9 protein-coding genes and 1 pseudogene are annotated in these 13,895 nt (G+C 48.4%); 7 read left to right on the forward strand and 3 right to left on the reverse strand.

Features of this window, described 5'->3' with window-relative positions:
- Positions 1 to 26 precede the first annotated feature (26 nt).
- The 3 genes from BLS62_RS23695 (at position 27) to BLS62_RS23705 (ending at position 5,346) form a co-directional block, all read left to right on the forward strand.
- Positions 27 to 1,142 carry a YkvI family membrane protein gene (locus BLS62_RS23695; protein ID WP_208991062.1) on the forward strand — a complete coding sequence of 372 codons (1,116 nt, stop codon included), beginning with the start codon at positions 27 to 29 and terminating at the stop codon, positions 1,140 to 1,142.
- A gap of 162 nt (positions 1,143 to 1,304) precedes the next feature.
- Positions 1,305 to 2,360 carry a GlxA family transcriptional regulator gene (locus BLS62_RS23700; protein WP_093187047.1) on the forward strand — a complete coding sequence of 352 codons (1,056 nt, stop codon included), beginning with the start codon at positions 1,305 to 1,307 and terminating at the stop codon, positions 2,358 to 2,360.
- Positions 2,361 to 2,907: 547 nt separating this feature from the next.
- Positions 2,908 to 5,346, forward strand: coding sequence for an autotransporter domain-containing protein (locus BLS62_RS23705; protein WP_093187050.1), 2,439 nt, complete (start codon positions 2,908 to 2,910; stop codon positions 5,344 to 5,346).
- Positions 5,347 to 6,309: 963 nt separating this feature from the next.
- On the opposite strand, the gene BLS62_RS23710 is transcribed toward BLS62_RS23705, so the two are convergent.
- Entirely contained in the window at positions 6,310 to 6,756 is a 447-nt protein-coding gene (locus BLS62_RS23710) for an SRPBCC family protein (protein WP_208991063.1), read from the reverse strand.
- 115 nt (positions 6,757 to 6,871) lie between these two features.
- Here BLS62_RS23710 and BLS62_RS23715 point away from each other — a divergent pair, with 115 nt between their 5' ends.
- Together BLS62_RS23715 and BLS62_RS23720 are read left to right on the forward strand one after the other, a co-directional pair.
- Positions 6,872 to 7,552, forward strand: coding sequence for a helix-turn-helix transcriptional regulator (locus BLS62_RS23715; protein WP_093187053.1), 681 nt, complete (start codon positions 6,872 to 6,874; stop codon positions 7,550 to 7,552).
- A gap of 87 nt (positions 7,553 to 7,639) precedes the next feature.
- Positions 7,640 to 8,899 (forward strand): IS256 family transposase, encoded by a 1,260-nt coding sequence (locus BLS62_RS23720; protein WP_093176470.1) that lies wholly within the window; start codon positions 7,640 to 7,642, stop codon positions 8,897 to 8,899.
- 761 nt (positions 8,900 to 9,660) lie between these two features.
- On the opposite strand, the gene BLS62_RS23725 is transcribed toward BLS62_RS23720, so the two are convergent.
- Positions 9,661 to 10,398 (reverse strand): autotransporter domain-containing protein, encoded by a 738-nt coding sequence (locus BLS62_RS23725; RefSeq protein WP_143521592.1) that lies wholly within the window; start codon positions 10,396 to 10,398, stop codon positions 9,661 to 9,663.
- Between BLS62_RS23725 and BLS62_RS23730 the strand changes: the two are divergent.
- Positions 10,343 to 11,080: pseudogene (locus tag BLS62_RS23730) on the forward strand (IS66 family transposase); the annotation flags it as partial. The gene BLS62_RS23725 and the pseudogene BLS62_RS23730 sit on opposite strands and share 56 nt — an antisense overlap.
- Before the next feature lie 19 nt (positions 11,081 to 11,099).
- On the opposite strand, the gene BLS62_RS23735 reads toward BLS62_RS23730, so the two are convergent.
- Positions 11,100 to 11,582, reverse strand: a complete 483-nt coding sequence (locus BLS62_RS23735; protein WP_200798565.1) for an Lrp/AsnC family transcriptional regulator — start codon at positions 11,580 to 11,582, stop codon at positions 11,100 to 11,102.
- A gap of 144 nt (positions 11,583 to 11,726) precedes the next feature.
- On the opposite strand from BLS62_RS23735, the gene BLS62_RS23740 reads away from it, so the two are divergent.
- Positions 11,727 to 12,956, forward strand: a complete 1,230-nt coding sequence (locus tag BLS62_RS23740; RefSeq protein ID WP_093187064.1) for a Zn-dependent hydrolase — start codon at positions 11,727 to 11,729, stop codon at positions 12,954 to 12,956.
- The last annotated feature ends 939 nt before the right edge of the window (positions 12,957 to 13,895 follow it).

Below are 13,895 nucleotides of genomic sequence, written 5' to 3' on the forward strand. Positions count from 1 at the left end.
ACAGCACAACCTATGGGAGAATGGTCATGCAGTCGAAGTCAAGCTCACTGATGAAGGTTATTACTATTGCGGGAGCATTTACCGCCTACCAGATCGGCTCTGGTTTTGCCACGGGGCAGGAGATCCTTCAGTATTTCGTATCCTATGGATACTGGGGCATTTTAGGTGCAGCACTCACACTTATTCTATTTGCGTATGTGTCGATCAACTTCATGTCAGTCGGACGTCATCAGAAACTTTCTAAAGCAAATGATGTGTATCGGTACTATTGCGGCAAACATGTCGGTATGTTCTATGATTACTTCTCAACATTGTTCTGTTTCCTTACATTTTCGGTGATGGTTGCTGGGGCGGGAGCTGCCTTGAAACAGCATTTCGGATTACCAACGATCGTTGGTGGCTCGCTTATTGCTGTACTTGCTTTTGTCACAGTAATTATGGGGCTGAACCGCATCGTCGACATCATCGGCAAACTGGGGCCAGTCATTGCTGGAATTGCAATTCTACTTGGATTGGTATCCATCTTCAGCAATCTTGGTAATTTAACTCCAGCTGATGTTATACCGCTCATTGAAAGCAAGGTTGGCGAAGGTGTTGTCCTACAAGCTTCCAGCAACTGGTTCTTAGCTGCTTTGAACTACGTCGGCTTTTGCATGTTGCTACTCGGAGCATTCATGGCCGCAATTGGTTCTGAAACTTCAAGTGACGCTGAAGTTAAATATGGCGGTATTTTTGGTGCGATGTTGTTCTCTGGGGCAATTATAGTGGTTGCTCTGGGTTTGATGGGACAACTGAACAATGTTGCTGGCACACAAATTCCAATGCTTGTATTGGCTGCAGATGTAAGTCCAATGATCGCTAGTGCATTCTCATTCGTCATCATTGCAGGTATTTATACGACAACTGCACCGCTGCTTTGGAATGTGTCTGCCAGGATCACTCCAGAGGGAACTTCGAAATCCAAGATGGTGACAGCAGGTCTGACACTTATTGGTGGTGCTCTCGGTCTCTTCATACCTTTTGATCAACTTTTGAATGTTGTCTATGTAGTGAACGGGTATGTCGGTATTGTATTGCTTGGCTTTATGATCGTTAAACACTTGAGGTCTAGCGTTTTAGTTAAAGCAGAAGCCGTCAGCTGAGAATAATCCTGAAGTTCAGAAGGGGCCTGTGCCTAACGTAAGCGCAAGTCTCTTCTGACATCGCACAAGCGCATTGTTTGGAATTTGGATTAATCTGAGTATGGTGTGCTTCCCGATTTAGTCACGATGAAAAGTACGTGACTTGCTTTAAGAGTGAAGAAGATGAGACCTCAATCATTAAGCCGGAAAGCGGAGTGTAAGTTGAAAGTTGCCATGGTGCTTCTTCCCAATTTTACACTTCTTGCACTGAGCTGTCTGACTGAGGTCTTGCGTCATGCTGCAGACGATGGTGATGAAAGCAGGCAGGTCAACTGCTCGTGGGATCTGTTATCCGTCTCGACCAACCCAATCATGTCCAGTTCCGGAATAACGGTCACACCCAACAAAACGCTTGAATGCGATCTTACGGGCTATGATTACATCGTTATTATCGGAGGAAAGCTTCCCAAGGATTGCCTTTATCCTGATGCTTATATCCAGTTTATCAAAAGCTGCCGTCAGCAAGGCAATAAATTGATCGGTATGTGTACCGGTACGTTTGCTCTTGCGCGCGCGGGTATTTTGAAAAATGTGCGCACGGCACTGCATTGGTACCACTATCAGGAGTTCAGAAGCCACTTCCCATCATCAATCGCGGTTACAGACGAACTTTACATCGAAGATCGTAACATCATCACATGCGCAGGAGGGGCGGCTAGTTCAGATCTGGCCTTGTACTTGGTGGAAAAACACTTGGGTAAGGGGAAGGTCATCAAATGCTTGCGTCATTTGATCCTAATTTCTGCCAGAGAAGCTCGGCAGTCTCAAACACCTTTTGATCTGGACATCCCTCAGTTCAGCGATGTGAGACTACGCAAGGCTGTGTTCCTGATGGAGCAGAACCTCGAAGATACTCTTGAGATCACGCAACTTGCAAACACGTTGAGCCTCAGTCAACGACAACTCAACCGTTTGTTCTTAGAGCATACAGGCATGTCTCCGAGCGCCTATTACCGTAGCCTTCGTCTTCGTCATGCCCGATGGCTTCTCGATAATTCAGAGCAACCGTTAGACCATATTGCCCTTGGCTGTGGCTTCTCAGATCTGTCGCACCTCACGCGCTACTACAAAAAGCAATACAAGCAGACTCCCGGTTCAACCCGATCGCTCCGAAAAAAAGCTCAGGCTGAGTTGGAACCAGAACAGTCCGGAAGCTTGGCAGAGTTTATGCATGAATGATGAGCAGGGGGATTGATGAAGCCTGAGAAACTGCAGCTCTCCCCAACTTACTTTCGCTGCAAGATGATTGAGCCTTATCTAGAGTTGAAACTTAGCAATAAATGGACTTCCCAGAGGCAATGCGAATGGCAGGTAAGGTCACTCAGCAACACGCCTGTTTCCCTGGGCCAACTGCGGTCATTCGGATGTTTCCATCATAGGTTGAGTTTAGTTTATCTAAACCTACGCGAATGCCCTATGAGCTCATATTTATCTGGGCTCGGCATGGGGCAGATGTCAGAGGTGGCTAGAAACGGCAAGTCGCGACATTCAACAACGCAGGCCTTACCAGGCAATTTATAATTGGTGACTTATGCCTATAACCACATAGAGACCGCGCTCTGACTGTCCAAATATAGGGGCCACCTCTTGCCACGCTGGCGTAACAACGTCTGGGAGTTTTCTGTTGCTATCGCAATCGCTAAATAAAATTGAGTTTGAAATTAACATTACTGCTTAGTATTACTCATTGGTATTGCGAACACTATTTTCAATAGGTGACCTTTTAATGCTATCCATTCTTTTCTCCACGCGTACTGTAACTCTGCTTTCAGTGAGTGTGTTGCCATTAATTTTTGCTAGCATCGCATCTGCGCAGTCAGCTCAAAAAGAGTATGACAATAGCTATGACGGCCAGACTGTCACCAATAGTGACCCTATCACGACAGTCGCCGGCGATGATGCTGGCATTGTGATCAGTGGCGACGATATTACCCTGACTAACACAGCTGACGTGACAGCTACAGTCATCGGCCAAGAAGGAGTTCACGTCGAGGGAGACGGTAATAGCTTTAGCAACTCGGGTGTCATTAGAACGCTTTCGTCAGGCATTGAGGCCGCTGGGAGTACTATAGCCGTAAAAGATATTATTAACAGCGGTACAATCGAAGCAGAGCACTCCGGCATTTATGTCAGCAAAGAATTCGAAAATATCGTCAACAGCGGCACACTTGATGCCGGGAACTCTGGAATTCGGGCCTACGGTTCGTCTGGGAACATAACGAATAGTGGCACCATTAATGCCAATGGTGGCGACGGTATCAAGACAGGGTTCATTTTTGTTATTGGCCAGGTAGTCAATAGCGGCACAATAAACGCTACAGGCGATGGTATTTTTATTGATAAAGGCTCTGAAGATATTATCAATAGCGGCACCATAAACGCGAATGAGATTGGCATAAATATCAAGGGCAATGCTGGGGACATATTCAACAGCGGGTCCATTGACGCGGATGAGATTGGCATAAGTATCAAAGGCAGTGCTGGGGACATAACCAATCGCGGCACTATTACTGCTGGCGAATACGGCATTTACACCAATGGTGGTCCAAATATAGACCAGATCATTAACAGTGGTAATATATTCGCATCGAAGAGCGGTATATTCGCCCAGAGCGGTTCAAAAATAGATCGTATCGTCAATACCGGGGGAATTGATGTCTCCCAGTCCGGTATTGAAACCTCCAACGGCAGTACTATCGGAGAGATCTTAAACAGCGGTGCAATTAAAGCCCAGACCCATGGGATCTATGCTCATTCAGGCGGGAGCGTGGGAAATATCGTCAATACAGGAACGATCACCGCCGAAGATTCTGGCATATTCGTAACCAACGGCCCGAGCGTTACCGCAATAAATAACAGCGGGCGTATCGAGGCCGCCAGCAACGGAATTTTCCTCGATCAAGGTGCCGCTATAGATGAGGTAGTCAATAGCGGCACCTTGATCGGTGGTACCTCCGCCTTCCATTTAGGAATAGGTAGGAGTTTGACTAAGCTGTCCCTTCTAGAGGGCTCTAATATTCAGGGAGCGATCTTAATTGACGGGAAGTTGGATACTCTCCATATGGGGTCCGGTTGGGATGCTCTGATGACCATCACTGGCAATAATGCTGGATCGGGACTTGATGCTATAACTGTAACCGGAGATGGACAGACCCTTATTACACGCGATCTTGGTGGTGGCGCCTATCAAGTCATTTCTCTTGATGGGGCAAGCTCCAACGCCTTATCGAAAAATGCAGGCCGCATGACTGCCGATCTTACTCGTTCGGTTTCTCAGGATGTAGCAGACCGTTCGAGCATCACGCGAACCTGTGGGAGCCCCGGTATTGTTTGCCGCACGGGTGTGTGGAGCAGTAAAACAGTGGCGGCGCAGGATAGTACTTCCGATGAAGATTATGGTCACCTTTTAGCTATTGCGACTGTCGGTATTGATGGATCAATTGGCGACAGCGCAATAGGCGGTTTGTTGGCTGGCTATGCCAAGGGGTGGTCCAATCTTTATGATGGTAGTTGGGACAGCGAAAGCCAAGTTGCATATGTTGGCGGTTACTACTCCCGCATGTTTGGCTCCTTGTTTGCGGACCTGTCTCTGACGGGTGGTTACATGTGGCAGGATAACTCCCGTAGATTTATGGATAATACCGCAACAGGTGGTATTCGCGACTCTGCTGATCAAACTATTGGTACTGTGTTTGTTACCCCAGTATTGACACTTGGTTACTCCCAAGCCCTTAGCGAAACAACATCGCTCGCTCCAAGCCTCTCAGCCCGTTATACGTTCTCCTACCGTGAAGGGTACGAGGAAGAGGCTGTCTCGGAAATTTCGCACGAAGCTGAAGCAAGGCATCGCCTAGATCTGCGTGCGCAGTTGGCATTTTCGTGGTCGGGCCTTGAGCCAAATGATATTGGGGTTTGGAACACGCGATTGCGCGGTGGGCTCGATATTTCTGCTGAAGGTGGGGACGGTGCATCTAGTTCTGCATTCGGCCAGACCATGACCATTAATGAGGGTGATGAAGACCTCGGTATCCGCCCGTTTATTGGTTTGGATGTGGCCTACAATATTTCTGAGCGCTTTGACTTCAACTTAAGCACAGAAGTAGCCTACGCGAGTAATGAAACGCTTTCTGCCAACGCAAAGCTGAATACCAGTTGGAAGTTTTAAAGGTAGTCGGGTATCGCTTCATGCCGTTTGCCAAAGTAAACTATCAAGTAGTCGTCTCTTTTGTAAAATAAGAAGAGTTGCGATTGGATGGGGCGTGTACTTAGTAAACATGCCCCTGAACCACCAGGTAAACTTGCGGATTAACTACAGATAACGGCCTTCTAAGGATACACTCCATCTCTAGTTTTTGCTCGATAAAGTAAATAATTGTAGGTTTAAGTAGTTGTCACTACTAATTGTATTTACTTGAAAGTGCCCCTCTAAATGAGCGACTGGTAAACCCGTCCTGCTCGTTGCGCTAGCTTTCAGTTACTCTGGTATATCAATATAATACCAAGGCATGAGATCGTTCAATTGGATGATCTCATAGTCTGGCCCGTGTTATTATACGTAATTTGGAGAATCCTTAAGCCTTTCATGAGGTGGTCCTGGCAGCTAACAGCTAATTTTTTCGCTCAACAGAAAATTAGATGACACACACCTGTAGTTGAAAACTAGTTAAGGCTAGAGCTACTCAAAGACCGCTCGAATGGCCGGTATGGTCACACAGCAACATGCCTGTAATCAGGGCCAGCAGCTGATTTCCAAGAATTTCCATCTAGGATTGAGACAGTTCTTTTGGAAGTTACTGCAGGCGCTTTCCCGAGTACTTTTGGGTTGGACCTATGCGCTCATTGTACCTGGATGTGCCACGGGTTCGTTGAGCCCATTGCTGCCACTCGTGAGGTAGCTAGTGTTCGCAGGCGCAGCATGTTGCAAGGTGACCTTTGCTGTCATTGACCGCGTGGCATAGGCAACCCCAGTCAGAGCGCTCTTGCTATTCCTAGTTGTACGCGTTTCCAGCAGACCTGAGGTATGGAAGGCAACTCACTTTTGCATGGCCCATGTCCCCAAATCTGACGAAGTAAGCGTTCAAGTCACTGGAGTTGACGCCTGCTTTACGACCACCGATTAATTTCTAGATTACCCAGCGAGGACCTTCTGGGACAGCCCCTTTAAGTTCCCATCGATTATCTTGCCCATCATCATTTTCATCAGTGTCTGCCCCATAAGCCATCCAAGGAGCCCATATTTGACACGATAATCGAAGGTCCAAGTGACGCGAGTGCGCCCGCCGGTCGGTGTAGTCCGTATTTCAGAGCTCGCCTCATTCAAAGGCATTGCGGCCATGTCTGAGAGTTTGACAGTATATCCTTTAACCGGTTTCCACGCTGTGATCTCTTCGACGAGCGATGTGCCGTTTGCAAAATTGTTGCGGCGCTTTGATCCTAGCCCAATGTCACCAGTCGTCAGGGCGTCGACAGACGTGATCTGCGGCGCAAACTCATCAATGTGCATGTAGCGGCTGAGAACAGCCCAAACCGCGTCGGGGGCTGCATCAATAAGGAGGCTGCGTTCAAAGTGGATCATTCAAAAACTCCGTTCCATTTGCGCGATTACCGCGCCTAATTTCTGTTTTCTGAGCCTCTTTTAGAATTGTTCTGCTCTCACCGTTATGACAGTAGTGTGATAGGAGGATGCAAAAATGCGTCGCACTGAACGGCTTTTCCAGATTATCCAGATATTGCGGTCCACAAAGTCACCTATCACCGGACGGGAACTTGCACATGAATTGGAAATCTCTCTCAGTACGCTCTATCGTGACATGGCAGAGCTTAACGCCCAACGTATCCCAATCACCGGAGAAGCTGGAGTGGGCTACGTGCTTGACGGTGGTTACGATATGCCACCGTTGATGCTGACGGCGGATGAGCTGGAAGCTGCTGCTCTGGGGGCAGCTTGGGTGGCGTCCGAGGCGGATCCCTCATTGGCCCGCGCTGCGCGTGATCTGGTTGCTAAACTTTCTAGCGCTATTCCGAAAGAACTCCGTCCAGTCGTTTTGGATGCAAGCTCAAAGCCAATACAGACGCGTGTGATGGTGTTTGAGCGGTTCGACAGCGCATTGCTGCGATATGCCATCCGAGAGCGGTACAAATTGCAACTTATCTACACCGACCGTGACGGTAGCACGACCGACCGGATTGCCTGGCCGCTCCTAATCGCATTTCTGGATCGAACGCGATATCTCGTCGGATGGTGCGAGACGAAAAATGACTACCGGCATTTCAAAACCGAACGCGTGCAGGAGTTGAAAGTTCTTGGTGAGAAATATCCGGGCCGTCGCGCTACCTTGCTGAAAGGATGGGACGAAGCTACAGCGAGCTAACGGTGAATCTTGGTGACGGAGTGAATTGCGGCGTATCATAGCAAGTGATTGAGGCTTGCTTTTGACTCCAGAGGAGCTGATACGCCTATGACAGATGATAGTGTTATCCCGCTTGTGCAGCCAGGGGAATTTCAAGATGCACTTACGGAAGTTTTGCGTTCGGGTGCACAGCAACTTTTGCGAGCGGCCATTGAGAGTGAAGTCATGAGCGTGCTTTCGCTTTACTCGGACTTAAAATTACCAGATGGCCGTCAGCGGGTGGTTCGGCATGGGCATTTGCCAGAGCGACAGGTCCAGACTGGCGTTGGGCCAGTCACGGTCAGCAAACCTCGGATCCGGGATCGAGATGAGAATGCAGAAGAGAAAATTCATTACCATTCCAATCTGTTACCTAATTATCTGCGCCGTTCAACCAGTCTTGATGAATTGATCCCAGCGCTCTATTTGCGTGGGGTTTCTACCAATAATGTTCAGCAAGCTTTGAGTGCTTTGTTGGGTGTTGATGCCCCCAACCTTTCACCGGATGTCATCCGCGGCCTTGTCAAAAGCTGGCGATCTTTATGGGAAGAGTGGAAAACCAGAGACCTGTCAGCGCGCAACTACGTTTATATGTGGGCAGATGGCATCTATCTGAAAGCCCGGGGAGAACGGGAAAGTCGCTGTATTCTGGTGTTGATCGGGGCAACACCGGAAGGCAAGAAAGAGCTGATTGGCTTTGATGATGGCTACCGGGAAGATACTCAGAGCTGGCGGGAGCTACTGCTTGCTCTCAAAGCTCGCGGCTTGCAGATCGAACCGAAGTTGGCTGTCGGTGATGGTGCTCTGGGTTTCTGGGCGGCATTGCGGGAAGTCTTTAGCACAACAAAAGCTCAACGCTGCTGGGTCCACAAGACAATGAATGTCTTAAGCAAAATGCCTAAATCCTTGCAGGCCAAAGCAAAGAAAGATCTACAGGATATCTGGATGGCAGAGAACCGCGTAGATGCTGAGACGGCTTTTGATCTTTTCATAGAGAAATTTGAGGCCAAATACCCCAAAGCCACGCAATGCCTTGCCAAGGATAGGATCGAACTGTTGGCTTTTTATGACTTTCCTGCTGAGCATTGGGGGCATATCAGAACCACCAATCCAATTGAATCAACCTTTGCGACTGTGCGCCACAGAACAAGGCAGACCAAGAACTGCCTCTCCCGGGATACTGCAATGCCAATGGTCTTCATGCTGATCAAGGCAGCGGAGAAGCGCTGGCAGAAATTGAGAGGCAAAAATCAATTGCCTAAGATAATACAGGGTGTCATCTTCAAAAATGGCATCGAGAGTGATGCAAACCAAAATCACGCCGCCTGAAACCCATCACCAACTTTTGCGGTTAGCTCAGCTACAGCCAGACGTAATCAGAGCTGACATTAGGCGAGCAACAGCATTTAGACGTGATTGACCCAAGACGAGTAATCCAAAGGGTACCCACGAAAGCTTCTGTAGAATTTTCAAAGACAGTTTTTCCACCCCTGATGGAATCTCCTAAATGTTCAGTTCTGACCCTGATTACATGTATGTAGCAGTGTGACCAATGGGGACATTCGAGCGGTCTTTGAGTAGCTCTAGCCTTAACTAGTTTTCAACTTCAGGTGTTTGTCATCTAATTTTCTGTTGAGCGAAAAAATGAACTGTTTAACTGCCAGGACCACCTCATAAAAGGCTTAAGGATTCTCCAAGTTACGGATAGTAATACGAGCCAAATTATGAGATCATCCAATTAGACAACCTTATACCTTGGTATTGAATTGATATACCAGAGTAACTTAAAGCTTGTACAACGAGTAGGGTGGGTTTATCAGTCGCTTATTTAGAGGAATACTTTCAAGTAAATGCAATTAATAGTGACAGCTACTTAAACCTACAAGTATTTACTTATCGAGCAAAAACTAGAGATGGAGTGTATCCTTAGAAAGCCTTTATCTGTAGTTAACTCGCAAGTTTACCTGGTGGTTCAGGGGCATGTTTACTAAGTACACGCCCCATCCAATCTGAACTCTTCTTATTTAAAAAAGAGACGCCCGCTTGATATTTTACTTTGGCACACGGCATGAAGTGCTACCCGACTACCTTTAAAATTTCCAACTGGTATTCAGCTTTGCGTTGGCAGAAAGCGTTTCGTTGCTCGCGTAGGCCACTTCTGTGCTTAAGTTTAAGTCAAAGCGCTCAGAAATATTGTAGGCCACATCCAAACCAATAAACGGGCGGATACCGAGGTCATCATCACCTTCATCAATGGTCATGGTCTGGCCGAATGCAGAACTAGATGCACCGTCCCCACCTTCAGCAGAAATATCGAGACCACCGCGCAATCGCGTGTTCCAAACCCCAAAATCATTTGGCTCAAGGCCCGACCACGAAAATGCCAACTGCGCACGCAGATCTAGGCGATGCCTTGCTTCAGCTTCGTGCGAAATTTCCGAGACAGCCTCTTCCTCGTACCCATCACGGTAGGAGAACGTATAACGGGCTGAGAGGCTTGGAGCGAGCGATGTTGTTTCGCTAAGGGCTTGGGAGTAACCAAGTGTCAATACTGGGGTAACAAACACAGTACCAATGGTTTGATCAGCAGAGTCGCGAATACCACCTGTTGCGGTATTATCCATAAATCTACGGGGGTTATCCTGCCACATGTAACCACCCGCCAGAGACAGGTCCGCAAACAAGGAGCCAAACATGCGGGAGTAGTAGCCGCCAACATATGCAATTTGGCTTTCGCTGTCCCAACTACCATCATAAAGATTGGACCACCCCTTGGCAAGGGACGACAGACCTTGGGGTGGATCAGCTCCGCCAGGTGTGGCCTTCACCTATGCGCCAAGTAGGGCGGGCAAACACGCAGTTGAGATACTTCAAGGCTTTGGCGGCGTTCTGCAAGTCGACGGCTATACAGGATATAATCGAGTAAAAGATCAGCGCGACAACGCCCCCATTGAGTTGGCCTATTGCTGGGCACATGCACGGCGCAAGCTGTTCGAGCTGACAGTCAACAATATTGCCCCCATTGCTGAAGAGGGCATCAAGCAGATCAAAGCCTTCTACCGGATTGAAGCTCAAATCAAGGGAATGACTGCTGAGAAACGCCAAAGCATCCGACAAGAGAAAACACTTCCGCGCATGAAGGTTTTTGAACAGTGGCTGACCTACAACCGAGCACAAGTCTCAGTAAAATCCCCAACGGGATCGGCCCTAAAATATATCGCCAAATACTGGGACGGTTTAAATCTATTCCTCAGTGATGGCCGCGTCGAGATCGACAACAACACGGTGGAACGTTGCATGCGTCCCATTGCGTTGAACCGTAAAAACGCGCTCTTCGCGGGCCATGATGCTGGCGCACAAAACTGGGCTATGCTTGCGTCAATTATCGAGACCTGTAAGTTGAACAAAGTCGAACCACACGCCTATTTGACCGGCGTACTCACAGCCATTGCACAAGGCCATAAGCAGATAGACATCAAACAGTTACTGCCATGGAATTTTGGCAAGTGAAGCACCGCTTACGCTGTTTTCATGGTTGTCCGTTGTTCATTATTTGAAGTTCTGTGCTGTACTTCACACGGCTCATTCCAAAACGTGTCTTGTATTTGAGTATATTGGGTTCTCTCGTAAAAACATCTCGAACAAAAAGTTCGTAGGCTTTCATATCGAGCACATTAATCACCAGTAGATAGTCACTATCTCCTGAGACCATATAGCATTGCAGAACTTCGTGGCGCTCTGAAACGCGCTGTTCAAAAAGCCGAAGTAAGTCATCGCGTTGCTTTTCCAGCTCCACATCAACAAATGCGATTAGCCCTTGCCCAACCAGATCAGGATTCAGCAGAGCAACTGTCTTCTCTATCACACCAACGTCTTGCAATCGGCGGACACGCTTCAAACATGGGGGCGGTGACAAACCGACTGCATCAGCCAGCGCACGATTCGAAATATCTCCACGTTGCTGCAATACACTCAAAATTCGACGATCCGTTTCATCTAGAGAATTATTCAAGGCACACCTTTTCACTAGTTTCTTAATTTGAGGAATTTTGTGGCATTTTTGGAAACTTTTGGCAAGAAAATAGAAATTTGGCATTTGGATAAGAGTGTTATGACTGCGCTGAGGAAATACCGGATTACCAACAAGGACCCCCAAATGCCTAACAACATAACAATTGATAAAACGGCACTACTTTCCCGTCTCCGCTCATTGGGTGACATCGGCCGGAATGCCGATGGTGCACTTACTCGCCTTGCCGCTTCAGACGCTGACAAACAGGGCCGAAACCAACTCGTCGCTTGGTTCGAGGACGCGGGACTTGAGGTCTGCGTGGATCGAATCGGCAACATCTTCGGCATTTGGAAGATCGAAAGTGAAATCGCACCACTGATGATGGGAAGCCATATCGACAGTGTGATTAATGCCGGAATCTTTGACGGCTGCTATGGGGTTTTGTCTGCCCTATCCGTGATTGAGGCAATGAAATCAGGGGGTGTTAAGCCTGACCGCCCCTTAATGGTGGCAGTTTTTACCAACGAGGAAGGAGTGCGTTACACACCAGACATGATGGGGTCGCTTGTCTATGCGGGAGGCTTGGATGCGGATGAGGCCCTGACTACTGTAGGCATTGACGGTACGATATTGGGTGAGGAATTGTCCCGAATTGGATATGCCGGTGAGATGGAACCAGGGGATATAGTACCTTCAGCCTTTATTGAGGTGCATGTGGAGCAGGGCCCTGTACTAGAAGTCGAAGGCAAATTGATGGGAGCGGTGGCAAACCTCCAGGGTATTTTCTGGCAGAAGGTAACGATCAGAGGGGTGGCCAATCACGCAGGCACCACTCCAACACGCCTACGCACTGACGCCGGACTAGCCGCAGCTAAGGTCATCACCTACCTGCGTGGGCTTGTGGATAATTCTGATAGCGTGGCGACTGTCGGCACCATCGAATTCGGCCCCAATGTAATCAATGTTATACCTGATTTCGCTAAGTTTACGGTTGATCTGCGCGATCCGGACCTAGCGGTCTGGGAAACACGCCAGGCTGCGCTGGTCAATTTTCTTGCTGAATTGGAAAAATCAGATGGCGTCACCATTGAAACCGAGCAGTTGGCCCGTTTCGAACCGGTTGTCTTTGACGAAAACATCGTTCAGATGATTGAAGAGGCTGCTGCTGAACAACAGTTCTCGTGTCGCCGAATGACCTCCGGAGCAGGCCATGATGCGCAAATGATGGCTCGCATTTGCCCAACCGCAATGATTTTTGTCCCAAGTCGCGACGGCATCAGCCACAACCCGTTAGAGCATACAGAAGACGAGGCTCTGGTTGCGGGTACGAAAGTACTACTCGATACGGCCACTAGGATCGTAACTGGCTCATAGCGCCGGACTTACAGTCATCATTATTAGCCGCTGTACGGAGAGTGCTGATAATCCGAACTCGGCAAAAAGAGGCCGCTCGTCTTGATCGCAGCGAATACACACTTTGTCCCGAAGTAGTATCTTGCCAACGCCTAAGCGAGCGGCTCATTCCTATCTCAATGTCTGTTTGACGCGAAAATAATTAAAAATAGCAAGAACGCCTTAGCTGGAGGTGCCGGGGTTAGGGTGAATGGCAGGTATGGTCATACTGCAACATGCTACGCCTGCGAATACTAACGACCTCTTTAATGGCAGCATCTACTTGCCGCATCTCAAGGTTCTCGCGATATACTCAAACGCCGTAATCGATCATGTTAATGGCAAACGGCTCTAGCGTTTCCCTTTCTTCGAACCGCGCTTCCTGCTGTTTGCACGTTTACAGCATTCCGATTGTCGCAATTCAACCGATCTGTAAGGTGCAGCTACTCACGAGGCGATTAAGGCGTTGACTGTAAGCTTTTCTCTGAGTGCTTCGTAAGCGGCCGGTGAAAGTTGTAAAATAGCTCCCACTGGTCGAGTTTTGCCTCCAGATCAACGTCCCCCTTGTAGCTGAGAAGTTTGCTGAATGTGTTGTAGCGATTAGTTGAGCCCACCAGACATTCAGGTCATTCGCTGCTGTGCAAAAATCTAGGTCAACAGCAGGTCATTGCTAACGCGTAGGGCCGAGGTTGTGTGAAAACCCGGGCTGAAGAATTTTCAGTAGGATGTGGTTCTATCAAACGACCAAGAGCCAAACATCTATCTCTTGAGTACGAGAAAATTACCCGATCCTAGAAAACCATTCTAACGGCTCTCCGAGATTTCGCGTTTTCACACAGCCTCGGCCACAAGCTGCCATACGAGCATTACCATGGAGGGTTGCAATTTCTCTAGACCCTCCATGCCAATAAGCGTGAGACA

The organism is Pseudovibrio sp. Tun.PSC04-5.I4, assembly GCF_900104145.1.
Taxonomy (GTDB): Bacteria; Pseudomonadota; Alphaproteobacteria; order Rhizobiales; family Stappiaceae; genus Pseudovibrio.